This window comes from uncultured Arthrobacter sp. (assembly GCF_947493765.1).
Lineage (GTDB): Bacteria > Actinomycetota > Actinomycetes > Actinomycetales > Micrococcaceae > Arthrobacter_D.
Genome location: NZ_CANLSZ010000002.1, coordinates 1 through 24,450 on the forward strand (window position 1 = coordinate 1; position 24,450 = coordinate 24,450).

Annotated in this window: 23 protein-coding genes and 2 pseudogenes; 14 read left to right on the forward strand and 11 right to left on the reverse strand. The window is 68.4% G+C overall.

The features are described 5' to 3' along the window. Positions 1-342: 342 nt before the first annotated feature. The 3 genes and pseudogenes from Q0747_RS02885 to Q0747_RS02895 all read right to left on the reverse strand — a co-directional run. Positions 343-804 (reverse strand): annotated as a pseudogene (locus Q0747_RS02885) (integrase core domain-containing protein); the annotation flags it as partial. Positions 805-875: 71 nt separating this feature from the next. Continuing rightward, positions 876-2,198 (reverse strand): ISL3 family transposase, encoded by a 1,323-nt coding sequence (locus Q0747_RS02890; RefSeq protein WP_298251767.1) that lies wholly within the window; start codon positions 2,196-2,198, stop codon positions 876-878. Positions 2,199-2,355: 157 nt separating this feature from the next. Next, positions 2,356-2,879, reverse strand: a pseudogene (locus Q0747_RS02895) (leucine zipper domain-containing protein); the annotation flags it as partial. A 175-nt stretch (positions 2,880-3,054) separates the two neighbouring features. On the opposite strand from Q0747_RS02895, the gene Q0747_RS02900 reads away from it, so the two are divergent. From Q0747_RS02900 to Q0747_RS02915, 4 genes are all read left to right on the forward strand, one after another. Beyond that, positions 3,055-4,092, forward strand: a complete 1,038-nt coding sequence (locus tag Q0747_RS02900; RefSeq protein ID WP_298251768.1) for an NAD(P)-dependent alcohol dehydrogenase — start codon at positions 3,055-3,057, stop codon at positions 4,090-4,092. Positions 4,093-4,203: 111 nt separating this feature from the next. Beyond that, complete coding sequence (locus Q0747_RS02905) at positions 4,204-4,590, forward strand: SdpI family protein (RefSeq protein ID WP_298251769.1); 387 nt, start codon at positions 4,204-4,206, stop codon at positions 4,588-4,590. A gap of 34 nt (positions 4,591-4,624) precedes the next feature. Further along, positions 4,625-5,173 (forward strand): GNAT family N-acetyltransferase, encoded by a 549-nt coding sequence (locus tag Q0747_RS02910; protein WP_298251770.1) that lies wholly within the window; start codon positions 4,625-4,627, stop codon positions 5,171-5,173. Between the two features lie 57 nt (positions 5,174-5,230). After that, complete coding sequence (locus Q0747_RS02915) at positions 5,231-6,283, forward strand: S66 peptidase family protein (RefSeq protein WP_298251771.1); 1,053 nt, start codon at positions 5,231-5,233, stop codon at positions 6,281-6,283. Positions 6,284-6,317: 34 nt separating this feature from the next. Here Q0747_RS02915 and Q0747_RS02920 read toward each other — a convergent pair whose 3' ends face one another. The 3 genes from Q0747_RS02920 to Q0747_RS02930 form a co-directional block, all read right to left on the reverse strand. Beyond that, positions 6,318-6,878: a GrpB family protein gene (locus Q0747_RS02920; protein ID WP_298251772.1), complete on the reverse strand. Its 561-nt coding sequence runs from the start codon at positions 6,876-6,878 to the stop codon at positions 6,318-6,320. Positions 6,879-6,936: 58 nt separating this feature from the next. After that, a complete protein-coding gene (locus Q0747_RS02925; protein ID WP_298251773.1) occupies positions 6,937-7,548 on the reverse strand; it encodes a phosphatase PAP2 family protein in 612 nt (203 codons plus the stop codon). An 80-nt stretch (positions 7,549-7,628) separates the two neighbouring features. Further along, positions 7,629-7,787, reverse strand: coding sequence for a hypothetical protein (locus Q0747_RS02930; protein ID WP_298251774.1), 159 nt, complete (start codon positions 7,785-7,787; stop codon positions 7,629-7,631). A gap of 143 nt (positions 7,788-7,930) precedes the next feature. On the opposite strand from Q0747_RS02930, the gene Q0747_RS02935 reads away from it, so the two are divergent. Both Q0747_RS02935 and Q0747_RS02940 read left to right on the forward strand, forming a co-directional pair. Then, positions 7,931-8,503: a helix-turn-helix domain-containing protein gene (locus Q0747_RS02935; RefSeq protein WP_298251775.1), complete on the forward strand. Its 573-nt coding sequence runs from the start codon at positions 7,931-7,933 to the stop codon at positions 8,501-8,503. Then, a complete protein-coding gene (locus tag Q0747_RS02940; protein ID WP_298251776.1) occupies positions 8,500-9,870 on the forward strand; it encodes an MFS transporter in 1,371 nt (456 codons plus the stop codon). The genes Q0747_RS02935 and Q0747_RS02940 overlap by 4 nt, the downstream gene beginning before the upstream one ends. Here Q0747_RS02940 and Q0747_RS02945 read toward each other — a convergent pair. Then, positions 9,761-10,189 (reverse strand): hypothetical protein, encoded by a 429-nt coding sequence (locus Q0747_RS02945; RefSeq protein ID WP_298251777.1) that lies wholly within the window; start codon positions 10,187-10,189, stop codon positions 9,761-9,763. The two genes, Q0747_RS02940 and Q0747_RS02945, sit on opposite strands and share 110 nt — an antisense overlap. Before the next feature lie 87 nt (positions 10,190-10,276). Next, positions 10,277-10,810 carry a GNAT family N-acetyltransferase gene (locus tag Q0747_RS02950; protein WP_298251778.1) on the reverse strand — a complete coding sequence of 178 codons (534 nt, stop codon included), beginning with the start codon at positions 10,808-10,810 and terminating at the stop codon, positions 10,277-10,279. 71 nt (positions 10,811-10,881) lie between these two features. On the opposite strand from Q0747_RS02950, the gene Q0747_RS02955 reads away from it, so the two are divergent. Then, positions 10,882-11,400: a GNAT family N-acetyltransferase gene (locus Q0747_RS02955; RefSeq protein ID WP_298251779.1), complete on the forward strand. Its 519-nt coding sequence runs from the start codon at positions 10,882-10,884 to the stop codon at positions 11,398-11,400. Positions 11,401-11,436: 36 nt separating this feature from the next. On the opposite strand, the gene Q0747_RS02960 is transcribed toward Q0747_RS02955, so the two are convergent. Beyond that, entirely contained in the window at positions 11,437-12,204 is a 768-nt protein-coding gene (locus Q0747_RS02960) for a type 1 glutamine amidotransferase domain-containing protein (RefSeq protein ID WP_298251780.1), read from the reverse strand. A 95-nt stretch (positions 12,205-12,299) separates the two neighbouring features. On the opposite strand from Q0747_RS02960, the gene Q0747_RS02965 reads away from it, so the two are divergent. The 6 genes from Q0747_RS02965 (at position 12,300) to Q0747_RS02990 (ending at position 21,930) form a co-directional block, all read left to right on the forward strand. After that, positions 12,300-12,755: a 23S rRNA (pseudouridine(1915)-N(3))-methyltransferase RlmH gene (locus tag Q0747_RS02965; protein ID WP_298251781.1), complete on the forward strand. Its 456-nt coding sequence runs from the start codon at positions 12,300-12,302 to the stop codon at positions 12,753-12,755. Positions 12,756-12,830: 75 nt separating this feature from the next. Then, positions 12,831-13,568 (forward strand): DUF4232 domain-containing protein, encoded by a 738-nt coding sequence (locus Q0747_RS02970; RefSeq protein ID WP_298251782.1) that lies wholly within the window; start codon positions 12,831-12,833, stop codon positions 13,566-13,568. Between the two features lie 118 nt (positions 13,569-13,686). Next, entirely contained in the window at positions 13,687-18,687 is a 5,001-nt protein-coding gene (locus Q0747_RS02975) for a DEAD/DEAH box helicase (protein WP_298251783.1), read from the forward strand. Continuing rightward, a complete protein-coding gene (locus Q0747_RS02980) occupies positions 18,680-19,498 on the forward strand; it encodes a DNA-formamidopyrimidine glycosylase family protein (RefSeq protein WP_298251784.1) in 819 nt (272 codons plus the stop codon). The genes Q0747_RS02975 and Q0747_RS02980 overlap by 8 nt, the downstream gene beginning before the upstream one ends. Before the next feature lie 39 nt (positions 19,499-19,537). Continuing rightward, complete coding sequence (locus tag Q0747_RS02985; protein WP_298251785.1) at positions 19,538-20,476, forward strand: pseudouridine synthase; 939 nt, start codon at positions 19,538-19,540, stop codon at positions 20,474-20,476. Between the two features lie 107 nt (positions 20,477-20,583). Then, positions 20,584-21,930, forward strand: coding sequence for a hypothetical protein (locus tag Q0747_RS02990; protein WP_298251786.1), 1,347 nt, complete (start codon positions 20,584-20,586; stop codon positions 21,928-21,930). Between the two features lie 47 nt (positions 21,931-21,977). Here Q0747_RS02990 and Q0747_RS02995 read toward each other — a convergent pair whose 3' ends face one another. Both Q0747_RS02995 and Q0747_RS03000 read right to left on the reverse strand, forming a co-directional pair. Continuing rightward, positions 21,978-22,910 carry an NADP-dependent oxidoreductase gene (locus tag Q0747_RS02995; RefSeq protein WP_298251787.1) on the reverse strand — a complete coding sequence of 311 codons (933 nt, stop codon included), beginning with the start codon at positions 22,908-22,910 and terminating at the stop codon, positions 21,978-21,980. Between the two features lie 250 nt (positions 22,911-23,160). After that, on the reverse strand, positions 23,161-23,613 hold the full coding sequence (locus tag Q0747_RS03000; protein WP_298251788.1) for an AAA family ATPase: 453 nt from the start codon (positions 23,611-23,613) through the stop codon (positions 23,161-23,163). 78 nt (positions 23,614-23,691) lie between these two features. On the opposite strand from Q0747_RS03000, the gene Q0747_RS03005 reads away from it, so the two are divergent. Next, complete coding sequence (locus tag Q0747_RS03005; RefSeq protein WP_298251789.1) at positions 23,692-24,423, forward strand: DinB family protein; 732 nt, start codon at positions 23,692-23,694, stop codon at positions 24,421-24,423. Positions 24,424-24,450: the final 27 nt, after the last annotated feature.

A 24,450-nucleotide genomic window follows, 5' to 3' on the forward strand; every position in this document is an offset into this window, starting at 1 on the left:
CATCCGAAAGACTACGAGTACGCGACATTCCACAATCATCTCGTTCATCCCACCAAAAGGTTAGGAGACACGCCCTAGGGGCAGATGCGTCAGAGTAGTGCGGCGGGAGCTACCGAGCCTTCCCACTCGATCGAGCCCCTTGGAGAGGTCCGACGTCGCTGCACCGGTCCCATGACCTGACCCGTGCATCTCCGCGGTCACCGCCACTGAAACCCCCGCGAATCCTGCATAAGCACTGGGAGCGCGGGGGTTTTACTTTTGCCATATAGCCGCAGCTGATGAGGCGTCCGGTGGTGCGCATGGCACGGGGCTAACGTCATTGCTCTCTCTTCAGCGACTTCCCTAGCTGTTCTGTGTCATGACGTTGGTGATGGTCTGGTGGAGGCGTGAGGCTGGGGGTTGGTCACCGATCGCAGTATGTGCTCGATGGTAGTTGTAGTGGATGTTCCAGATGGTGATGGCGTCGGCGCGCTGGGTTTCTGAGATCCATTCGCGGGCGTAGAGAAGCTCTTCGGCGAGGGTCCGGTTGTAGCGCTCCACCTTGCCGTTGTGCTTCGGGGTGTGGGGTCGGATGCGTTGGTGGCGGACCGCGGTGGACACGATGGTCCGGGTGAAGTTCCTCGCCCGGTAGTTGGACCCGTTGTCGGTCACGACACGAGTGATGCGGTGGATGCCGTGGGCAGCGAAGAAGACCCTGGCACGAGACCAGAACCCGATCGTGGTCGCCGCGGTCTCGTTGGGCAGGGCCTCGGTGTAGGCCAGGCGGGAGAAGCCGTCCACGGCCGAGTGCAAGTACACGTACCCGGCCCGGCCGCCGGTCGTCTTCCCTTCGGTCCTGGCGGCGGTCCTGGCTGTGGTTTTGGGGCCCTTCGCATTTAGGCGTGGTTGGTTCGTTTCGTGCGGTAGGGGCGGTGGCCGCCGGCGGCGAGGAGGCAGCGGAGTCTGTAGTTGGTGAAGTTGCGGAATCCTCGGGCGATGCGGCGGGTGGTTTCGATGACACCGTTCACGGCTTCGGTAGGCCCGTTGGACGCGCCGTCGGTGTCGAAGTACGCCAGGATCGCGGACTTCCACTGCCGTAGTGTCCGGCCGAGTCGTGCGATCTCGGGGATCGGACAAGAGGGGAACGAGGCCAGGATGGTGGCGACCAGGGCCCGGCCCTTCTCCGGTTTGACGTGATAGATCGAGCGGAGCTGTTGATAGCACTGCCAGGCGAGGGTGACTTCGTGGTCGGGGTCCCCGAAGTCGAGCTTGGTGTTCAGGCGGGCAACTTGTTTGTCGGTGAGGTGCTCGACCCCGCATTGCAGGGTCCGTCTGATTCCGTAGAGCGGATCCCCGCTGCGTCCGCGGTGCCCGAGGGTGTTCTGCTGGACACGGCGGCGGACCTCGTCGACCATGGCCGAGCCGAGCTTCACGACATGGAACGCATCGAGCACGGTGATGGCTTCGGGGAGTTCGTCGCGGATCGCGTTCGCGTACCCGCGGAACGGGTCCAGGGCCGCAGTTTTGATGCCGGTCGTGAAGTTCGGGCCGTGGTCGGTGAGCCAGGTGGCGTAGGCCTTACCCGACCGGCCCGGAACGAGATCCAGCAACCTCGCATGAACCACGCCGTTCGCGTCGCGGGTGTGGTCCACAATGCCGGTGACCATACCCGTGCCCGGTGGTCCGGTGTGAGCCCAGACGTGCTCATCGACACCGAGAGCGTCGACTCCGGTCAGCCGTCCGGGCCCGGTGGTGCGGCGGATCGCCTCGGGTGTGATCGCGTCCCAGAGCGTGTGCCAGGACACCCCGAGTTGATAGGCCAGGGCGGAGACTGAGGTGTCGTAACGGGACAGGGCGTCGACCGCCCACCCGATGGCCCGGCCGGTGAGCTTCGACCGTGGACTGGCCAGCGGGTGCTCTTCGGTGAACGTGGTCGTCGGGCATCCCGGGTCTGGGCACCGCCAGATGCGTTTGGACCAGACCAGGCGCACGGGCCGGCCAAAACACGGGATGTCATGCAGCCGGACCGGTCGGCGTCCGTGGCCGACCGCGATGACTCCGCAGGCCGGGCAGCCAGCGATCGTGTCGCCGGTTTCAACGCCGAGGACCAGGGCCGTCGGCGTTGTCGTGACGGTAGTGAGGTGGATGCTGGCGACGCCGAGCATGGTGTCCGCGCGTGCGCACCAGCGGTCGCCGGAGCACGACATAGAGTTATTCATGTCAGGGTCTCTTCTGAATCTCGGTTGCTTGGTCGCTACCAATTCAAAGAGGCCCTGACCTCATTCCTCCCACACCACGCCGCAACAACCCCAGCGAACCCCTGCCGCGTTAGTCCCCGACCGCCCTACCCACGCTCAACTGCGAAGGGCCGGTTTTGGCACGGTCGGCGGCTTTGGCGGCCGCGGAGCCGCGTCCGTGGGCCCGCCAGCCCCCACCATCGGGTATCCGTCCGACTTTCTTCACATCCAGATGAACCATGTGCCCGGCATACCGGGCCACGATCTTGGTGCTGGTGCGGTTACTGGCACCGGTGGGGTCGATGTCCCGCCGACGGGAGATCCCGAGCCTGCGCAACCAGCGGGCCACGGTCACCGAGGAGATCCGGTGACCGTCCCGGACGAGCTCGAGGTGGATCTGCCGTGCCGTCCATTGTGCTCCCGACGCAGGACCTCGATCCGGTCCACCACCGTCTTGGGGATCTGGGTGGGGCTGGTGTGGGGTGCGCTGGACCGGTCGACCAGCCCAGCCTCACCAAGTACCTGGTACCGGTGCACCCACTTCGTCACCGTCTGGCGTGCCACCCCTGCTTCCGCGGCGACGTGGGCGATCGGGCGGTGCTGGCAGCGCTCGACCAGGCGCAGTCTTCCAGCAGGGGTCAACGGGGCATTAGCGTGGGTCATGAGGGGTAGGTCCTTCGTGCGAATGGCTTGTAGAGGTACTTCCATCCTGCAACCAGAGACCTACCCCTTCTTCACACCAACACACCCACCCGTGTCACTAACCTCATGACCCACAACACCTAGCCTGGATTCGAGGTCCAATGACGGGCGTCATTCCTATCAAGGGGAGCTTCTCATGCGCGCTTTGCAGATTGAATCCGCCGGTGTCCTGAAGATCAAGGACGTACCGGTTCCCGAGATCGATTCCGACGAGGTCCTCGTGAAGGTCGCAGGAGTTGGCCTGTGCCACTCGGACATCCACGTGCGCCACATGCCCGAGTGGCCGATCCCGAACATGACGCTGGCCCACGAGACCGCCGGCTACGTCGAGAAGCTCGGCGAGAACGTCACGGAGGTTTCCGAAGGCCAGGCAGTCCTGGTCTACCTCGTCTGGGCATGCGGAGTCTGCCGTCCGTGTATCGAGGGCCGCGACAATGTCTGCGCGAACTATGGAGGGCGCCTGGGCATGCCCCCCTGCCCGGGACTCGGGCCCGATGGCGGTATGGCCGAGTACATGAAGGTCAAAGCACGCTACCTCGAACCCCTCGGTGATCTCGATCCGGTGACCGCCGGCCCCTTGGCCGACGCCGGACTGACGCCGATGCATGCCGTGAACGGCGCCCGGCACCGCCTCACCCCGGGTTCCACCGCCGTCGTCATCGGTTTGGGCGGCCTCGGACATATGGGGCTTCAGATCCTCAAGGCCACTACGGGCGCCCGGATCATCGCCATCGACTCGAGCGAGCAGAAGCTGGAGCTGGCCCGCAAGCACGGCGCGGACGAGACCTTCATCAGTGATGGCGAGACCGCGGCGAAGGTGCTGGCGCTCACCGATGACTACGGTGCCGATGCCGTCTTCGACTTCGTCGGTGTCCAGCCGACCGTGGACCTCGCGACGAACATCATCGCCCCCGACGGCGCGCTTCGTTTCGCCGGTCTGGGTGAGGGATCTTTCACCTACGCAGCCGACGCGCTCACCTCGACTCTGCCGTGGGGTGTCGATGTGCGCCGTTCCTATGGCGGGACACGCTCCGATCAGCGCCAAGTCATCGAGCTCGCCAAACTCGGGAAGATCTCCGTCGATGTGAAGCAGTATTCTCTTGAGGACGGCATCCAGGCCTTCGACGACCTCGAGGCCGGAAACGTCCCAGGACGCGCCGTCCTCGTCCCGTAGTCGACAGCCTTGTGGCCCCGTTGGGAAAGACCCCGGCGGGGCCGCCAAAACCGTCCGGTCAAGTTGAACCGGCCATTCTGCACAAGCGGGATCGCTAGACTCACAGGCACCATGGACGAAGATTTCGTAGGCCTGCTCTTTCTGCTCGCATCTCTCGTCGGTCTGCCTGCCGTGTGTGTCTTCGTCACACGACAGGCGGCCGAGGGATTGATTGGCCGGAATGCCTCTGGCGGGATCCGTACGCGCTACACCAAAGCATCAGACACCGCCTGGATCGCCGGGCATGCAGCTGCCCTTCCAGTGGTGAAAAAGATGTGGCTGGCCGCAGGCGCGGGAGTCCTGCTGACCATCAGCGCGCAGGTTCTCGTGGGCGGGGAAGCAGGCGCCGTCGTCGGCGTCGCCGCGCTCCTGGCCCAGACAGTGATTCTCCTTCGCGCTGCCTCGGCTGCCAACAGCGCTGCTCGGTCGGTCACCGATCATCGGACCGGGAAGTATTAGGCCCGTGACTTCCTCCGAGAACAGGAACTCAGCGATGCCCATCAGCTTCATAACCCTCGACGCCGTCGGGCATGACCGCGAACCGCTGATCGACTTCATGACGCGTAACGAGTTCCCCTTCCACGGGAGACCGCATCCGGTCCGCGAAGACATCGAGAACGCCATCAGCGAGGGCGCGTACCAGGACGAGGACAATCAGTCCTTCTGGATCGATCATGACGAACTCGGACGTATCGGCTTCTTTCGGCTCGAGGATCTGGGAGATCCCACTCCGGTCTTCGATCTGCGACTCGACGGCGCCTTCCGGGGACGAGGACTGGGCGTGGAGGTCCTGCAGGCTGCGACGCGGCACGTCTTCACCTCGATGCCGCAGGTCGACCGTTTCGAAGGCCAGACCCGGGAGGACAACATCGCGATGCGCCGAACGTTCCTCAAGTGCGGCTGGGTCAAGGAAGCCCACTACCGGGAGGGCTGGCCCGTCGAGGGCGGCGAGCCTCTCGCGTCCGTGGCCTACGCGATCCTGCGCCGCGACTGGGAAACAGGCCGGACGACGACGTTCGTCTGGGAGGATCTTGTCCTGTGACGAAACGGCCTGGAGCGCCTTGCCAACCCGGTAGAAGCGCCGTGTTTGGATGATGCCATGACGAACGACCACCGGATGCGGTCCCTGGCGAAGCTCACCGCTGGCGATCGCGTGGCGATCCTGTCGCCGTCGTTCGCTGCTCCTGGTTTCGCCCCTGCTGTCCATGAGCAGGCGATGAACCGTTTCTCGACGGCGACCGGCCTGGTCCCCGTGGAGTTCCCGACCACCCGCCAGCTCGGCGCGAGTCCACAAGAACGCGCGAGGGACATCAACGCCGCGTTCGCCAATCCAAGCATTCGGGCGATCCTCGCGACGGTCGGCGGTGACGACCAGGTGACCGTGATCCCCCACCTCGACGCCGAGCTCGCGCGGGCCGACCCGAAGATCTTCCTCGGCTACAGCGACAACACGAATCTGCTCAACTGGCTGTGGACCAACGGCATCCCGGGCTTCTACGGTGGCTCCAGCCAAGTGCATCTGGGCCCCGGACCACACCTCGACGACGTGCATCTCGCCTCACTGCGAGCCGCCCTCCTGACCGGCGAGGACCTCGAGATCACCGATCCCGGAGAATCGGAGGACTTCGGCCGGGACTGGCTCGACCCGCGGGCCCTGACCGAGTTCGGCGACCGCGAGGATACCGAGCCGTGGGTCTGGGCCGGGCCGCGGCGTGAGGTGACGGGCCGAACGTGGGGCGGCTGCCTCGAAGTGATCGACCAGCTGGCCGTGGCCCAGCGGATGCCCTCGGCCAGCGACCTCGAAGGCACGATCCTGCTGCTGGAGACGAGCGAGGAACTCCCGCCTGCGAGCGCCGTCAAGCGCTGGATCCGCTCCCTGGGCGAGGCAGGCATTCTCGGCGCTGTGGACGGGGTCATCCTTGCCAGAGCGCCGACCAGCAGCTCCTCATCGCGCCCGGGCTCCGGCGAGCGCGCCGACCTGAGGGCGCAGCAGCAGGACGCCGTCCTGTCGCAACTCAGTCAGTACAATCCGGACGCGGCGGTCTGCGTCGGCGTTCCCTTCGGGCACACGCGGCCCCAGTGGATCATCCCCTACGGCGGCCACATCACGCTGAACGGTGACACCCGGACCATCACCGCACGCTACAGCTGAGCCTTCTGCACAGCGGGCTACGGAGACGCACCGGTCACGAGCCTGCGGTGACCTCGAGGATCCGCCGTCGCTCCTCGTCGGTCAGGGTGGACACGGCCAGAATCTCCTGCAGCACCGCGGACTTGCCTGCGATGTAGCGGTCGATGGTCATGCCCGGTTTGCGGGCCAACTGTTGCTTGACGGCTCCGTAGCGGTCCCGGAGATCGGACCGTGCCCGCAGCACATCGCGCACGGCCAGATGGTTGCGAAGATGCAGCGTGTCCGCGACGCAGAGATACACATTCCGGGAGGGCCGTTCATCCGTTGCGGTGAACGCTACGCGATCGGTCAGACCGAGGTCGCCGCAGTGGATGTATCCGCCGCACTCGAGCGCCCTGATGGCGCTCGTCACGGTCTCTCGCTGGACGACGACGTCGACGTCGAGGACCGGCTTTGCCGGTAGCCCCGGGACCGACGTCGAGCCGACATGCTCGATCGCGTTCACCGGCACCCCGGCCAGGATCGTCGCCAGCTCTCCGGCGACCAGCTCGAACTGGCGGGCCCACTCGGGCGAGTGTGCGACCACCGAGATGCCCCTGCTGTACCGATCGCTCACGGAGCCACACTACCGACGTCTTCACATGTTGCACCTCCACCAGCAGTGGCTTTGGAAGTCAGGGCAGGAGCAGCGACACGGCGAAGACCAGGCATCCGACCGCGTGACCCGCGAGCACCTGACCCGGGGAGTGAGCCCCGACACGGATCCTGGACCACCCGACAGCGGAGGCCAGGAGCAGCGCAAGGGCCGGTCCGAGTGCCGGGACGGGGGCGAGCAGCGCCAGCGCGATGTAGGCGGCCACAGCCGAGTGCACGGAGAGCTTCCACACCAGGTTCACCAGCAGGCAGAGCACCAGACCGACGAAGACCGCACCGATCGCACCGATCGCACCGAACAGCCCAGCCGGCGCACCCAGGTGCACCAGCAGCAACGCGCCGATTCCGAGCGAGAGCGCGGCGAATGCCATGACCGGGGCGCGATCCTCGCGCACGCTGATGTGGTGGTCCGTGACAGCACCACGATGCTTCAGCCACAGGAGCAGTGCGAAGGGCAGACCCACGGTGAAGACCATAGCCGTGACCGACTGCAGCCAGGTTGCTCCCGGCGTGAGCAGGGGCTGCGCCAGCAGGAAGACACCGACCAGAACAGTCGGAGCGAACACCTCGGTGACGGTCAGAGCCAGCGTCCGGCTGAGATGGGCACCGATGGACGGGGCGGTTTCTGGCATCAGGCGATCATACGATCAATTCGGTCTGCAGTAGCCCGCCTGCCAAGCAGCGCGCTGCGAGCCCAGTGGAGCCGGCCCGCCTACTCGGAGGGGCCGGGACGAGTGGCAGCGTCGGCGTAGTAGGAGCGCATCCCGTGCTTCACGCCCAACCGGATGACGACGTACAGAACCAGCGCACCGATCAGCAGAGGCACGATCCACGCAAAGAGGACGACGACCTCGAACCCGTTCATAGCCATGACTGCTCCCCCATCTCGTATTTCTGCACTCGCCGTCAGCCTAGCCGGAGACCCACGCCGTCCTCGGAGGCCAGCGCCTCAACTTGAACCAAACAATCCACAAGAACTATTGCGCAATGATCATTGTGGAGTAGCGTGAAGGAATGGAACCTCAGCGAAATCTGCACAGCGCGGCTCACCTGCGCGTCCTGGCCCACCCCACCCGCCTCCGTCTGCTGGGGCTACTCCGGCGTCTTGGCCCCCAGACTGCGGCAAGTCTGGCCGAGCATGTCGACGAGGCGCCCGGCACCCTGAGCTATCACCTGTCGAAACTCGCTGCAGCGGAGCTGATCGAGCAGGACGCCCGCCCCGGCAGCGATCGGCGTGAACGCTGGTGGCGAGCGAGCCAGGAGCAGACGGTGTGGGACGACGCCGACTTCGCCGGAGATCCCGAGAAGTTCCGGGTGGCGAAGGACTACTACCGCATCCTGGGCCAGCATTACGCCCGCCAGCACGAGGCGTACGTGGAGTCCATGCCCCAGCTGGACCGCGTGTGGGTTGACGGCGCCGTCGGCAGCGACCGCCGACTCCGCCTCACCGCGGAGCAACTACACGAACTCCGCGACGACTTCCATGCACTCGAGGCCAAATGGGCGGCCATCAGTGCTGACCACACGGCCGGCGATGATGGCGAGGAGATCTTCCTCCTCATGCAGGCGTATCGCAGCGCCACATGAATACTCCCGGACGCGCCCGCCTGTCCCTCACGGCACTGTTGGCCGCCCACACGGTGTCGCGTACCGGGAACGTCGTCACGCTCTTCGCCATCCCCTTCCTTGTCCTCGAAACCGGCGGTGGGCCGGTTCAGGTCGGTATCGCAGCTGCAGCAGCGACCGCTCCCGTGGTCCTCGGTGCTCCACTGGGCGGGGTGCTCGTCGACCGCATCGGATACCTGCGCTCGTCGGTCAGCTCCGACGTCGTGAGCGGGGCGACCATCGCGCTCGTCCCCGTTCTCGCAGCTCTGACCGGCCTTCCGTTCCCGGCACTGCTTGCGCTGGTGTTCCTCGGCGGACTTCTCGACACTCCGGGAGAGACAGCGCGCCGCGTCCTGCTCCCGGACCTCTCGACGGAGGCACGGATTCCGCTGGAGCGATCCGTCGGCTTCCTCGACGGTGCCACCCGTACAGCGACACTCACCGGGGCGCCCCTGGCAGCACTCCTCGTGGCCTCGCTCGGAGCCTTTCCCGCGCTTCTGGTAACCGCTGCAGCATTCGCGCTCTCCGCCATCATCACGGGGCTCCTCGTCCGTCCGCCGGCCCCGACGGCCGATGCCGGGGCCGATGCGGGCAGCTACTGGACGGATTTGCGGGACGGGCTGTGCTTCGTCAGGGACGACCGCCTGCTCCGACCGCTGATCGTCCTGGTCCTGGTGACGAATACGCTCGACGCCGCGCGGGGCGGCACCCTGCTACCCCTGTATGCCAGCCAGGAGCTCGCCGGGCCGGCGTCCCTCGGGATCATTGCCGGCGCCTTCGGCGGCGCGGCGCTCCTCGGTTCCGTCGTGTTCGGCTTCATCGCCCACCGACTCCCCCGCCGGGTACCGTTCGTCATGTGCTACACCCTCGTCGCCGGTTCCTCGCTCGGGCCCGCCTTGGGCCTGGACACTCCATGGCTGCTCGGGGTGTTCATCCTGTCCGGTCTGGCAGCCGGTGCGATCAATCCCATCATCGGCGCCGTCGAGCTCGAGCGCATTCCACCGCACCTGCGCGCTCGGGTCCTGGGGCTGATCACCGCCGGAGCCTGGGCCGGAATGCCCCTCGGAGGTCTCCTGGGCGGATTCGCTGCGAACTCCTTCGGCCTGACGGCAACCTTCACCGCAGCCTTCGTCATCTACATCACCGCGACTCTGACCCCGCTTCGCGGAGGGCCGTGGAAGCTCATGGAGCGCACCGGTGGGCCGGCAATCGACGATCACGGCAAAGCCCCGGACTGGATCAGTCGGTCTTGTAGAAGATTCTCACCTGATAGGTGGCGTCCGGATCACTCGTGGTCACCTCGGTCGATTCCTGACCTGCCGAAAGAGGCAGCGACCAGATGGTGGTAGCTCCGGGAGCCTCCTCGTTGACGCCGTCGTCGCACAGGGCTTCCCCGCCGCCTTCCACACCGAAGGTGCCCGGGCTGAGGCACATCAGCGTGATCGAGATAGTGGTGGCACCCTCCGGTGCAGGGCCGAGATCGAACGTGGTGGTCCCCGTATAGGTGCCCGTCACCGGGTCAGCTGCGACGGATGTACCCGCCGACGACGGCGTGGCAGGAGTGGGTTCTCCCTCGGGCTCCGGCTCGTTCTGCGCCGTACAGCCCGAGAGGAGCGCTGCCAAGAGCAGGGTCACCGCTGGAACGCCCACCCGCATCCGTCGTGTCATGGGTCAGAAGGTACCAACAGAGCCGCAGAACTCCTCGAACAGCAGTACATCGTTACCAGGATGTGTTGTCCGAAGGAACGAGAGGTTTCACCCGGCGATGCTGACGGCGTCGAGGTCTGGTGCCGGGTCGGTGTGGAGACGTGCGTGGGCCTCGACGTCGAACCGTCGGCTGCCGTAGCGCAGCTTCCCGCGCTCGATCCCCTCGGGAACGAAGCCCGCCCGCGTGGCGACCCTGCACGACGCCGGGTTATTGACGCGGTGCCCGAGCTCGAGACGGAAGAGGCCGTCGTCGAAGGCCCAAAGGGCAGCGGCACCGAGGGCCCGCGCTGCATAGCCGTTGCCGCGGGCTGCGGGAACGAGCCAGTAGGAGGCCCACGCCGTCTCGTGCTCGCGCTCGATGTTCGACAGGCCGACGTTGCCCACGACGGCGCCGTCGACACTCAGTGCCCAAGATCGGCGGGACGGCAGTGCGACAAGATGCTCACCGATGAAGACCCGGGCCTGTTCGACGGAGGAGATATCGGTGCCGCCGAATTGCGTGACCAGATCCGGAGTCTCTTGGTAGGCCGACAGGAGGGCCGGCGCGTCGTCGTGCGTCCAGGGACGGAGTTCGAAGGTCATGAACCATCTATACCGCGCTCACTGCTCCGCCGATCAGCATGGAGATCGGTACGGCATGGCACTCTGGGATCGTGTCCTCCCGCCTCCGTCTCGTCAGCGTGCACGACGCCGCAGAGCTGGCGGAGCTACTTCGGCGTCATCGTCGGTTCCTGGCACCGTGGGAGCCGCTGCGCGAGGAGGGCTATTTCACCGTCGCCGGGCAACGCGCCGACATCGATGCAGTGTTGATGCGGCAGGAGCGCGGGGACGCGGTTCCACTGGTCATCCTCGACGACGACGGGACGATCGCGGGTCGATTGACCCTGAACGGTCTTGTCCGTGGGCCGTTCCAGTCGTGCCGCATGGGCTACTGGCTCGCCGAGGATCGAACCGGCCGGGGACTCGCCACGCAGGCCGTGCAGGCAGCCGTCTCGCTGGCGTTCTCGGAGCTCGGCCTCCACCGCGTCCAGGCTGAAACGCTGACGAGCAATGCTGCCTCCCGCCGAGTTCTTGCCAGGGCGGGTTTCGAGCAGTACGGGCTGGCTCCGAGGTATCTGCAGATCGCCGGCGTCTGGCAGGACCATGTGATGTACCAGAGGCTGAACGACTGACGCGAGCGATGGGCGCGTTCAGTAAGGAGAGCCTGCTCAGCCCTCGTTGTCCTCCGCAGCAGCTTTCAGCGCATCCTTCTCGGCCCGCACGGCCTCCGTCTCGTGCTGCTCCTCGGCCTTCTCCCGATGGATGACCTCCGCGAGGAGCTTCTCCATCTCCTTGGCCACACCGGCGGCCGACGCCGGGTTCTGACCGGTGACCAGTCGCTCGTCGACCACCACCTTCTCCTCGAAGACCTCCGCGGAGACATGCGTGGCGCCCTGGTCCTCGAGCCGGTCGGCCAGGAAGAACGGGATGACCGTGTCCTTGCCGGCGGCGACCTCCTCGTCGTTGGTGAAGGCGGCCACCCTCCGGCCCTCCACGAGGCGGAGTCCGTTCGCCAGCTCCACGCCCAACAGCCCGGCCGGCCCATGGCAGACCGCGCCGACCAGGCCGCCGGCGTCATAGACCGCGGCAACGAGCTTCCGCAGGCCCTCGCTGTCGGGGAAGTCCCACATGGTGCCGTGCCCGCCCACGAGGTAGACGCCGTCGTACTGGTCCGGATCGACGACGTCGACGCGCGCCGTGTTGTAGAGCCCCGCTCGGGTGGTCTCGTCCTCGGTGAAGGCGACCTGGATGGGATCCGACGTGTCCACCTCGTCGCGCGGCGGCTGCCCGCCCTTGATGGAGGCGAAGTCGACGAAGTGGCCGGAATCCTTGAACACCTTCCAGGGATGCGCGGCCTCGGCCACGTTGTAGCCGGTCTTCTCACCCGTGTCTCCGAGCTCGGAGACGCTGGTCAGAACCATGAGGATCTTCTTCATGTGGTGCTCCTTCTCGTCGGCTGCGCCTGCGGCGCTGCTGGCCCGGTCCGATCGCCTGCGGCATGGACCCGTGATCCGGGCGATAGCCTGAGCCCATGGTAATCCGGGTGCTCGCAGTGGGCCGCAAGCACGAGAGCTGGGTGGCGGAGGGCATCGAGCGCTACACCAAACGCCTGAAGAAGCCGTTCGAGCTCTCCTGGCAGCTGATCGCCCACTCCGCCCGCGAGCAGGACGCCGCCCGCACCGAGGAATCGGAGCGGCTCCTCAGCAAGGTGGGAACAGACTTCGTGGTGCTGCTCGACGAGCGCGGCAAGGCCATCGACTCCCCGGCCCTGTCCCGAACCCTGCTCGCGCCCCTGGAGTCCTCGCGCAGCGTCACCGTGATCATCGGTGGCGCCTACGGGGTGGACCCGGCGGTCCACCAGCGGGCCGATTTCGTCTGGTCCCTCTCCCCGCTGGTCTTCCCGCACCAGCTCGTGCGCCTCATCCTCGCCGAGCAGGTCTACCGGGCCCAGGAGATAGCGGGCGGTCGCTCGTACCACCACGAATGACCGGCTCCGGATAACGATTCGGCACACCTGGCTGCGCCCTCCGGATGTGTGGCGCGCCGACCCTACAGTGAGGGCATGACGACATTGCTGGGGAGCAAGTACTGGATCACGACCCTTCTGGCTGCAGGGGCGCTGGTCGCGGTGAGCGGCTGCACGGCGTCCGCGGTGGGCGACGACGGGGCAGCCGCACCGGCGTCGTCGTCGCCCACCGCGCCCGACATCGCGAGCGCAGGGTCGACCGCCGCTCCTACCGCCACCACGGGCGAGACGCCCTCCGCCGCCGCGACGCCGGCAGCCAGTGTGCCGCCCGGCCCGACGACGTCGTCCGCGCCCCCGGCAGCCTCGTCCGCACCTCAGAACTCCGCAGCCTCGTCCTCCGCACCCCTGGCGCCGGCCACCTGCACGGCGGCCCAGCTCGGTGGAGCGGTCGAGAGCCGGCTCGGCGGAGGTGCGGCCGGCAGCGTGTACCGGACCCTCCGGTTGACCAATATCTCCCAGGCGGACTGCACCATGGCGGGCTACCCGGGAGTGTCCTTCGTCGATGCTGCCGGGAACCAGCTCGGCGCGCCGGCTGACCGCGCCGATGCCGCCGTCGTCCCCGTCACCCTCGCCCCGGGCACGTCCGTCTCGACGACGCTGCAGCAGACCAACGCGCAGAACTACGGGGCCGACTGCGGTCTCACCCAGGCCGCAGGCGTCCGCGTCTACCCACCCGGCGCCACCGACTCGCTGATCCTGCCGCAGGACATCGCTGCGTGCTCGGCGGGCTCGATCGTCCTGATGACCGTGGGGGCCGTCCAGCCCGTCGGGTGAGGTCGCGGCGGAAGCTGCCCGCCCCGTCCGACGCGTCGTTCCTCCCCTCTTCCGCGGGCTGGTGGACAGCGCGCCAGCGACGCGATCGAGTGTCGGCGCGCTGGGGCATGATGAACAGATGACGCAGGTGCTGACCAGATTCACCCCGGCCACCCATGAGTGGTTCGCCGGAGCCTTCTCGGCACCCACACCGGCCCAGGAAGGGGCCTGGTCGGCGATCTCCGCCGGGTCCAACGCGCTCGTCGTCGCGCCCACCGGATCCGGCAAGACCCTGGCCGCGTTCCTCTGGGCGCTCGACCGGCTGATCGCCTCCGGAGAGGGCAGCGGGGACGACGACGAGCCCGCGCCGACGCCGGCCAAGGGCCTGGCTCCGGCGTCGAAGAAGCCGAAGCGCACCACCCGCGTGCTCTACATCTCCCCCCTGAAGGCTCTCGGCGTGGACGTGGAGCGGAACCTGCGGGCACCGCTGATCGGTATCACCCAGACGGCCAAGCGCCTCGGCCTGCCGGCACCGAGCATCACGGTGGGTGTCCGCTCCGGCGACACCCCGCAGGCCGAGCGGCGCACCATGCTCACGCGCCCACCGGACATCCTCATCACCACGCCCGAATCGCTGTTCCTCATGCTCACCTCGAAAGCCCGGGAGACCCTGATGGAGGTGGACACCGTCATCATCGACGAGGTCCACGCCGTCGCCGGCACCAAGCGCGGCGCGCATCTGGCCGTGTCGCTGGCCCGGCTCGATGCCCTGCTGGACAAGCCCGTGCAGCGCATCGGGCTCTCCGCCACGGTGGAGCCCAAGGAGACGGTGGCCCGCTTCCTCTCCGGCAACGCCCCGGTGGAGATCGTGGCGCCGCCGTCGAACAAGCAGTGGGATCTGACAGTCACCGTCCCGGTGGAGGACATGACGGAGCTCGGCGGCGCGGCGGCCAACACCGACGACGACGGCGACGCCGTGCCGCAGGCGAGCATCTGGCCGCACGTCGAGGAGAAGATCGTCGACCTGATCGAGCAGAACCGGTCGACGATCGTCTTCGCCAACTCACGCCGGCTGGCCGAGCGCCTCACCGCCCGGCTCAACGAAATCCACGCCGAACGTCGGGAGCGCGACGCCGTCTGGGCAGCCGGTGGCCCGGACGCCGAGCGTGGAGCCGTCGAGCCCGGTACCGCACCGACGCCGTCGTACGCCCACACCACCGGCACGCCCGCGCAGGTCATGGCGCAGTCCGGCCAGAGCGAGGGGGCGGAGCCGCTCCTGGCACGCGCCCACCACGGCTCCGTGTCCAAGGACCAGCGTGCGCTCATCGAGGACGACCTGAAGTCGGGCCGCCTGCGCTGCGTGGTCGCGACGAGCTCGCTGGAACTCGGGATCGACATGGGCGCGGTGGATCTCGTGGTGCAGGTGGAGTCCCCGCACTCCGTGGCCAGCGGCCTGCAGCGCGTGGGCCGGGCGGGGCACCAGGTGGGCGAGGTCTCGCAGGGAGTCCTGTTCCCGAAGCACCGCGGCGATCTGGTCAATACCACGGTCACGGTGGAGCGTATGCTCGCCGGCCGGATCGAACCCCTGTACATCCCCACCAATCCGCTGGACATCCTGGCGCAGCAGACCGTGGCCGCCGCAGCTCTCGGGACCATCGACGTCGAGGAGTGGTTCGACGTCGTCCGGGCATCGGCGCCGTTCGCCACCCTGCCGCGGTCGGCCTTCGAGGCGACCCTGGATCTCCTCGCGGGCCGCTACCCCTCGGACGAGTTCGCCGAGCTGCGCCCGCGCATCATCTGGGACCGCGTGGAGGGCACCATCACGGGACGCCCCGGGGCGCAGCGCCTCGCGGTCACCTCCGGCGGCACCATCCCGGACCGCGGGCTCTTCGGGGTGTTCCTCGTGGGCTCGGAGGGCGAGGGCGCGCGGGCGGGCGGTCGCCGCGTGGGCGAGCTCGACGAGGAGATGGTCTACGAGTCGCGCGTGGGCGACGTCTTCGCGCTCGGGGCCACGAGCTGGCGGATCGAGGAGATCACGCACGACCGCGTCCTGGTGTCCCCCGCCTTCGGCCAGCCCGGCAAGCTGCCCTTCTGGAAGGGTGACTCGCTCGGCAGGCCGGTGGAACTGGGCCGTGCGCTCGGCGCCTTCAACCGCGAGATGTCCGGCGGCACACCGGAGGCCGCACGCGAGCGATGCTCGGCGATCGGCCTCGACACGTGGGCCTCCGACAATCTCATCACCTACCTGACGGAGCAGCGGGAGGCCACCGAGGTGGTGCCGAACGACAGGACGCTCGTGGTGGAGCGGTTCCACGACGAGCTCGGCGACTGGCGCGTGGTGCTGCACAGCCCGTTCGGCATGCCGGTGCACGCGCCGTGGGCCCTGGCGGTCGGTGCGCGCCTCGAGCAGCGCTACGGCATGGACGGCTCCGCCATGGCCTCAGACGACGGCATCGTGCTGCGTGTGCCGCTCATGGAGGACGAGCCGCCGGGCGCCGATCTGTTCCTGTTCGACGCCGAGGAACTCGACGGCATGGTGACCGCGGAGGTGGGCGGCTCCGCACTCTTCGCCTCGCGCTTCCGCGAGTGCGCCGCCCGGGCACTCCTGCTGCCCCGCCAGAACCCGGGCAAGCGCTCGCCGCTCTGGCAGCAACGGCAGCGCTCGGCCCAGCTGCTCGACGTCGCCAAGAAGTACCCCACGTTCCCCATCGTGCTGGAGACCGTGCGCGAGGTGCTCCAGGACGTCTACGATCTCCCTGCCCTGAAGGATCTCACGGCGTCCCTGGAGCGCAGGGAGCTGCGAATCGTGGAGGTCACCACGCAGCAGCCCTCACCCTTCGCGCGGTCCATGCTGTTCGGCTACGTGGCGTCCTTCCTCTACGAGGGTGACTCCCCGCTGGCCGAGCGCCGCGCCGCCGCGCTCTCGCTCGACCCGACCCTGCTGAACGAACTCCTGGGGCGGGCGGAGCTGCGCGAGCTGCTCGACGCGCGGGTCATCGCCGAGACCGAGCTGGAACTGCAGCGGCTCAAGCCGGACCGCCTGGCCCGCGGGCTCGAGGGGGTCGCGGACCTGCTGCGCCTGCTCGGACCGCTCACCGTCGACGAGCTCACCCAGCGGCTCGAAGCCCCCGCCGGGATCGGGACGACGGCACCGCCCACCGCAGAACTGGCACCCACCGACGCCGACGACGCCGACGACATCGAGGGTGATCCTGCCGCACACGAGCTCGCGCCCGGCGCCGACGGCGAGCCTGCCGCACTGGCCGGCCGAGCGTCGCCCGAGCTCGTACGGGAGCACGTCGCAGCGCTCGTGAAGGCCAACCGAGCGTTGACCGTGAACATCGCCGGTGTGGAGAGGATCTCCGCCGTCGAGGACGCCGCACGCCTGCGCGATGCCCTCGGCGTCCCGCTGCCCATGGGCATCCCGCTCGCGTTCATCGAGCCGGTGGCGGATCCGCTCGGGGACCTCGTAGGACGCTACGCGCGCACCCACGGCCCGTTCACCGCCGCCGAAGCAGCCGCGCAGCTGGGACTCGGCGTCGCCGTCGTCGCCGGATCCCTGCAGCGCCTCGCCGGTGCCGGCCGCGTGATCGAGGGCGAGTTCCGCCCCGTGGAGTCGGTCCCGGCGCTCGACATCTCCGCGGAGTCCGGCGCGGCGCCCGGGACCATCACCGTCCACACGCCCGCGGCGAGCGAGTGGTGCGACGTCGAGGTGCTCCGGCGCCTGCGCCGTCGCTCGCTGGCCGTACTGCGCCAGGACGTGGAGCCGGTCGACCCTGCGGCCTACGGGCGCTTCCTGCCCGCCTGGCAGCATATCGGCTCCGGTCTGCGCGGGCTCGACGGCGTCATCACCGTGATCGACCAGCTCTCGGGCGTGCCGATCCCCGCGTCGGCCTGGGAACCGCTGATCCTCGCCCAGCGCGTGGCCAACTACTCCCCCGCCATGCTCGACGAACTGACCGCGACGGGCGAGGTGCTCTGGTCCGGCGCCGGATCGCTGGCCGGCAACGACGGCTGGATCGCCCTGCACCTGGCCGAGAACGCGGCCCTGACGCTCAAGCCCGATCCCGACTTCGAAGCCTCCGCCCTGCAGTCGGCCCTCCTGGAACTGCTGGCCGGAGGCGGCGGCTACTTCCTGCGCCAGCTCACGCCCCAGCTCGACGTGCAGGAGCCGACGAGCGACGCGGCGATCGTCACCGCCCTCTGGGATCTCGTCTGGGCCGGGCGGATCAGCAACGACACCTTCACACCGGTGCGGGCCCTGCTCGCCAACGGCAAGACGGCCCACAAGCAGCGACCCGTCCCCGCCCGGGCGCGCACGTCCCGCGCGGGACGCCTCGGCCGCGCCCCGGGCAAATCCCTCACCGGGGCGTCGATGCGCCTGAGCGCAGCGTCCGGCTCCGATGACGGCGCCGGCGCGAGCGGTGGCTACCAGCGCGCCACGCCTCCCCTGGCGGCCGGGCGCTGGAACATCCTCCCCCCGGTGGAGCCCGAGAGGACACTGCACGCCCACGCCACGGCGGAGCTCCTGCTCGATCGCTACGGTGTGGTGACGCGCGGCGCCGTCGGCATGGAGGGCATCCCCGGCGGCTTCGGTCTCATGTACAAGGTGCTGGCCCGGCTCGAGGAGATGGGCCGGTGCCGGCGCGGCTACTTCATCGAGCACCTCGGCGCCGCCCAGTTCGCCGTCCCCGCTACGGTGGACCGGCTGCGCTCCTTCAGCGCCGACAACCAGCTCCCCACCGCGCAGGACGTGCTCGGCGGCGAGGCCGCACCGCTGCACGCCGTCGCCCTGGCCGCCACCGACCCGGCGAATCCCTACGGCGCCGCGCTCAGCTGGCCCCAGGCCGACGGCGGCCACCGCGCCGGGCGGAAGGCCGGTGCGCTCGTGGTGCTCGTCGACGGAGCGCTCGCCCTGTACGTGGAGCGGGGCGGCAAGACGCTGCTCGTGTTCACGGAGGAAGCCGGCGTGCTGCGCGCCGCGGCGCTCGCCCTGGTGACCATCATCCGGCGCGGTGCGGCCGACAAGATGGCGCTGGAGAAGGTCAACGGCGGCGAGATCCTCGACACCGAGGTGGGCCGTGCGCTCGCCGACGCCGGCTTCTACACGACGCCGAGGGGACTGAGGATCCGTGCCTGAGGGAGATACCGTCTGGCGGGCCGCCCGCGAGCTGCACCGCGCCCTGGCAGGGAAGATCCTCACGCGGTGCGACATCCGGGTGCCGCGCTTCGCGACCGTGGACTTCACCGGCGACACCGTGCAGGAGGCCGTGGCGCACGGGAAGCACCTGCTGATCCGCGGCGGAGGCGACGACGGCTGGGACATCCACTCGCACCTCAAGATGGAGGGCCTGTGGCACGTGTATGCGCGCGGGGAGAAATGGCGCCGTCCGGCGTTCAAGGCGCGCTGCATCCTGGAGACCGACGACGCCGTCGTCGTCGGCTTCGAACTCGGGTTCCTCCGGGTGATCTCCCGGGCCGAGGAGGACGACGCCGTCGGCTATCTGGGGCCTGATCTGCTCGGCCCGGACTGGGATCCGGACGAGGCGCTGCGGCGGTTGCTCGAGGAGCCGGAACGGCCCATCGGCCTGGCGCTGCTGGACCAGCGGAATCTCGCCGGGATCGGCAACGTCTACCGGTGCGAGCTGTGCTTCCTCGCCGGTGTCCACCCGCTCACGCCGACGGGCGAGGTGCCGAATCTGCCGCGCATGGTGGAGCTGTCGAAGAAGCTCCTCGAGGCGAACAAGAACCGCAGCACCAGGGCCACCACCGGGCAGCTGCGCGGCAACAACCTGTGGGTCTACGGTCGCTCCCACAGGGGGTGCCTGCGCTGCGGGACCCCCGTGGCGCTCGAGCAGCTCGGGGACAGGGACACCGAGCTGCGCGAGCTCTACTACTGTCCGCACTGCCAGCCGCGAATGGTGGTGCCGGCCCGCACGGCACTACCCTGACAGGGTGGGAACGATGAGGCAGGTGAGCGGCGGATGGCGATGACGTCGCCCCTGCCGGTGCGCGACGGCGTGAACGCGACCCGCCTCCGCCTGCCACAGGACGGCCCGTGGAGTACGGCGCTCGAGTACATCCTCGACCGCTTCGACCACGTGGACCCCGAGGGCATGGGCCGGCGGTTCGACCGCGGGGAGGTGGTGGCGCTCGGAGGAGAGGCCCTGACGCGCTCCACACCGCTCGGGAAGCACACCTTCGTCTGGTACTACCGCGAGCTTCCGGTCGAGGAGCGGCTGCCGGTGGAGCTGTCGGTCCTGCACCGGGACGACCACCTGCTCGTCGTCGACAAGCCGCACTTCCTGCCCACCACTCCCGGCGGCCGGTACGTGGCGGAGTCGGCGCTGGTGCGGCTGCGCGTGGAGCTCGGCCTGCCCGAGCTCATCCCCATGCACCGTCTCGACCGGATGACCGCGGGCGTGCTGATGTTCTCCGTGAACCCGGAGACCCGAGGCGCGTACCAGCTGCTCTTCGAGAACCGGCGGATCCGCAAGGAGTACCGGGCGGTGGCAGCCGTACGCCCGGAGCTGCGGCTGGAGACGGAGCCCCTCGAGGTGCGGAGCCGGATCGTGAAGTCCCGGACGTATCTGCTCGCGCAGGAGGTGGAGGGCCCGGAGAACACCCTGACCACCATCAGCCTGCTCGATCGGACGGGCACCGGAGCGGAGGAGCGCGGGCTGTACCGGCTGCAGCCGCACACCGGCAAGACGCACCAGCTCCGACTGCACATGGCGTCGCTCGGCCTGGGAATCGTCAACGACCCCTTCTATCCCGTGCTGCTGCCGCAGGCGCCGGACGACTACGGCAGGCCCCTGCAACTCCTGGCCCACAGCATCGCGTTCACCGATCCCCTGAGCGGCACCGATCGACGCTTCGAATCGGGGCTGACCCTGGCGGGGTTCTCCGGGGACGGAGCGCCGCGGTAGACCCCGGAGGGCCGCGGTGACCCGGTCGGGCGATGATCGGTACGCTGGTGACGTCATCACGGCGGTACGCCACGCCCTGAAGCAGCACCGGAAGGCCACACCAGCGCATGAGCACCCCGAAGAGCCCGGGATCCCAGCTTCCCGACACACCGGGCAGGCCGCCGAGGATCACCGCGGACCCGGCCACCACTGGCGGGACCCCGAGTGTCCTCGAACGCCTGAAGGCAGCACGACCGCGCACGGCCGGGTCCGAGCCGTCCACTGTTCCCGGGACGTCCGCGTCGGCAGGTAAGGGCAATGCCGACAGTGCCGGCACTGACGACGCGGCGGACGTCGGACCGAGCGACGGGACGACCTCGGCAGGTCACGACACTCCTGGCAACGACGCCGCAGCGGCGGCCGCCGCCGACCGGCGTCGGGCCGGTGTGGAGCGGCGTCGGGCCGCGGTCCAGAGGGCCCGCTTCACTGCGGGAGCCACTGCCCGGACGATCGGGCGGGGTAGCCGCACCGCCGGTCGATCCATCGGGCGGGGTAGCCGTGTCGCCGGACAGGCCATCGGCCGGGGAAGCGCCGCGGCCGGCCACCGGATCAGAGCGTGGGACCCGGACATCGTCCGGCAATCGGTGGTCACCCTCAGCGTCGTGGCCTGCATTCTGGGGTCGGCGGCCGGCGTCGGCGTCTTCGGGGGCCCGTCCATCGCGGATGCCGCCGGCGGGCTGTTCTCGCCGGACGCGACCCTCCTGGCGCCGTCGTCGTCGGCCTTCTCCATCTGGAGCCTGATCTACGTGGGCCTCGTGGCCTACACCGTCTTCCAGTGGCTGCCGTCGCAGCGCCGATCAGCGCGGCAACGACGGCTGGGCTGGACCGTAGCCGCCTCGATGCTGCTGAATGTCGCGTGGATCCTCAGCGCCCAGGCCGGGCTGCTGGTCCTGAGCCTGATCATCATTCTGCTGTTGTTCTTCACCCTGCTCGCGGCCGTTCGGATCCTGAACGCTTTCCCGGGCACCTCGCGGCTCGAGGGTGCGCTCGTCGATACACCGGTCGGCCTCTATCTGGGGTGGATCCTGGTGGCCGCAGCAGCGAATGCGGCCGCTCTCCTCACGGCGAGGAATGTCGATCTCTTCGCCTGGGCCGGCGACACCTGGGCCATCGTGGGCATCGCCGCGGTCCTGATCACGGCGGCCGTCATCTGTTCCACGGCTCGAGGCCGCCTCGCGGTGGCCGCCGCGACCTCGTGGGGTCTGCTCTGGATCGCCGTCGAGCGCGCTTTCGGCGAACCCTCGGCGATCGACGTCGCCTTCACCGCCGTCCTGGCGGTCTTCCTCCTGGTCATCACCGCCGGGTCCCGCAGGCACCGCGTGGACCACGCCTACCGGCGTCGACTCCGTGCGGAGGAGGACGCCGAGCGCGAGCCGCTGGATCTGCTCGCCGATGATCGGGAGACTCTCCTGTAGGACCACCGGAACGGGCCTCGCATCCCTGGGACGCGAGGCCCGGTGCACTAGCTCGCGTCGCCCACCGTGATGGCGATCTTGCCGGGCGCATGGCCGTCCATGTTGCTGCGGAAGGCTTCCGCCGCCCGCTCGAGGCGGAAGATGCCCGCGATGATGGGCTTCACCTTCTCCGCCTCCACCAGTTCGGTGAGCGCGAGCAGATCGGCCGGATTCGGGCGGACGAAGATGTAGAGTCCACCCCTGTCCTTGACCTCCGCGTCGGCCACCGAGGCGATGCGCCCCGGTACCTTCAGCTGGTCGATAGTGGCCACCCAGTCCTCGCCGCCAACGAAATCGACGATCGCGTCGACCCCGTCCGGGACAAGTTCGGCCAGGCGCCCGGCAAGACCCTCGCCGTAGGTCAAGGGCTCGGCGCCGAGAGACCGCAGGAAGTCGTGGTTCTTCTCGGAGGACGTGGCGATCACCCGTGCACCCCAGGCCTTCGCGATCTGGATGGCGTAGGTACCGACGCCTCCGGCGCCGTTGTGTATCAGGACGACATCGCCCTCGCCCACTCCGACGGCCCGGAGAGACTGGTAGGCCGTCAATCCGGTCAGCGGCATGGTGCCTGCTTCGGCCCAGGAGACATTGCGTGGCTTGCGCGCGAGCGCCCGCACCGGGGCTGCCACCTTCTCGGCGAAGGTGCCGAGGCCCACGGTGTCCATGCGCACATAGCCGATCACCTCGTCGCCCGCCTGGAACTCCGTCACGGACGGGCCGGGCTCGACGACGACGCCTGCCACGTCCCAGCCCGGGATCGCCGGGAAGTAGGTGTGGAGGGCGCCGTCGAGGTAACCGGCCGTGATCTTCCAGTCGACGGGGTTCACCGAGGACGCGCGCACATCGACGAGGACGGAATCCGGCCCGATCTTCGGGTCTGGCCGTTCCCCGTACTGCAGGGTGTCGGGATCGCCGTACTTCTCGTAGAAAATAGCCTTCATGGTGCTCCTTCTCGTGGATCGCTGTTCGTCTCCTGGGCGGTAACCGGCAGCCGTTCACGCGTATTCCGAGGTGTCGCGGTCCAGGGGCAGCCGACAGAAGAACAGGGCACTACTCGGGGCACTGTCGGAGACAGGCCCGAAGTTCCCTGCTCAGCCGGGCCCGTGCCTCGCCGATCGCCCTGGTGGACCCGTGCCGGGGCATGCCCGTGAGGGAAGGTCCTCGGCTCATCTGCCCAGCCACTTCGGGCTGCTATGTCTGGGTGGAGACCATGAGACGTTCCACCTCGTCCGCCAGCTCTGAGATCGGTCGGCGACCATCGAGCTCGAGGGTCGCCCCCTTGCGCAGCAGCGGCTCGACGTCGAGGACCTGCTGACGAATCAGCAGCTGCTCTTCTGCTGCTCTCCCGTAGGAGTTGTTCGTGCGGGTCGAGACGCGCTCGATGAGCACTTCCACCGGGGCGCTGAGGAGGACGACGGCCGCGAAGTGGTCGTAGAAGCGCCCCTGGTTCTCCACCGTGCCCTGGAGGACGAGCGACGGATCGGACGCGAGAAGCGCGGACATGCGCGGCTCATCCCAGGTGCCGTCAGGCAGCGTCCAGCCGTCGTAGTCGGTGTCGAGAGTTCGGTGACCCCGCCGGGACAGCTCGCCGAGCAGCGTCGTCTTTCCTGCCCCTGACATACCGGTGATCAGGATTCGGGACATGGGGTCAGCCTACCGAGGCACCTGTCGGCGGGAATACCTCACCCTTGAAATGTCCGTCACGGCGCTGATAATTGGGCGATGGCGACCTATTCCAAGACGAAGGAATTCGAAGGCGCAACCTTCGTCAACGCGAGCTTCAAAGGCGCGGCGCTCCGGTTCTCCGATGTGAGTGGTCTGCGGATGCGTGGTGTCGAGGTAGACGGACTCGACATCGACAGTCATGATCTGTTCTTCGGCAGCCTCTTCGTCAACGGCGTCGACGTGGTGCCGCTCGTGGACGCCGAACTCAATCGGCAGTTCCCAGGACGTGAGCTGCAGAACGCGCAGACGCCCGAGGGCCTACGCGAGGCTTGGGTCGCTGCACGGAATGCGTGGCAGGAGACCGTGGCCGACACTCCGCGGGAGCTGGTGGACGCCCATGTCGAGGACGAGTGGTCGCTGGCCCAGACGCTCCGGCACCTGATCCTGGCGTCGGACGGCTGGTTGCGCGGTGGAATCCAACAGCTGGAACAACCGTTCCATGAGATCGGGCTGATCTTCACCGGTGCCGAGGACACGGGCTTCGACATGTCGATCTTCCGGGTGGATCCGCCATCGTACGAGGAGATTCTCGCGGTCCGGGCCGAACGACAGCAGCAGGTGACCGACTTCCTTTCCTCCGTCACGACGGAGTTGCTCGCAGACGAACGCGAGAACCCCTGGGGCGGCGGCGACTGGCGTCCCAGTGTCGGCGACTGCGTCCGCGTGATCCTGGAGGAGGAATGGGCGCACCTGCGCTACATCCGACGGGATCTCGCCCTTCTCCGGTGATCCGCAGCAGCCAGCAGAGCCTGATGT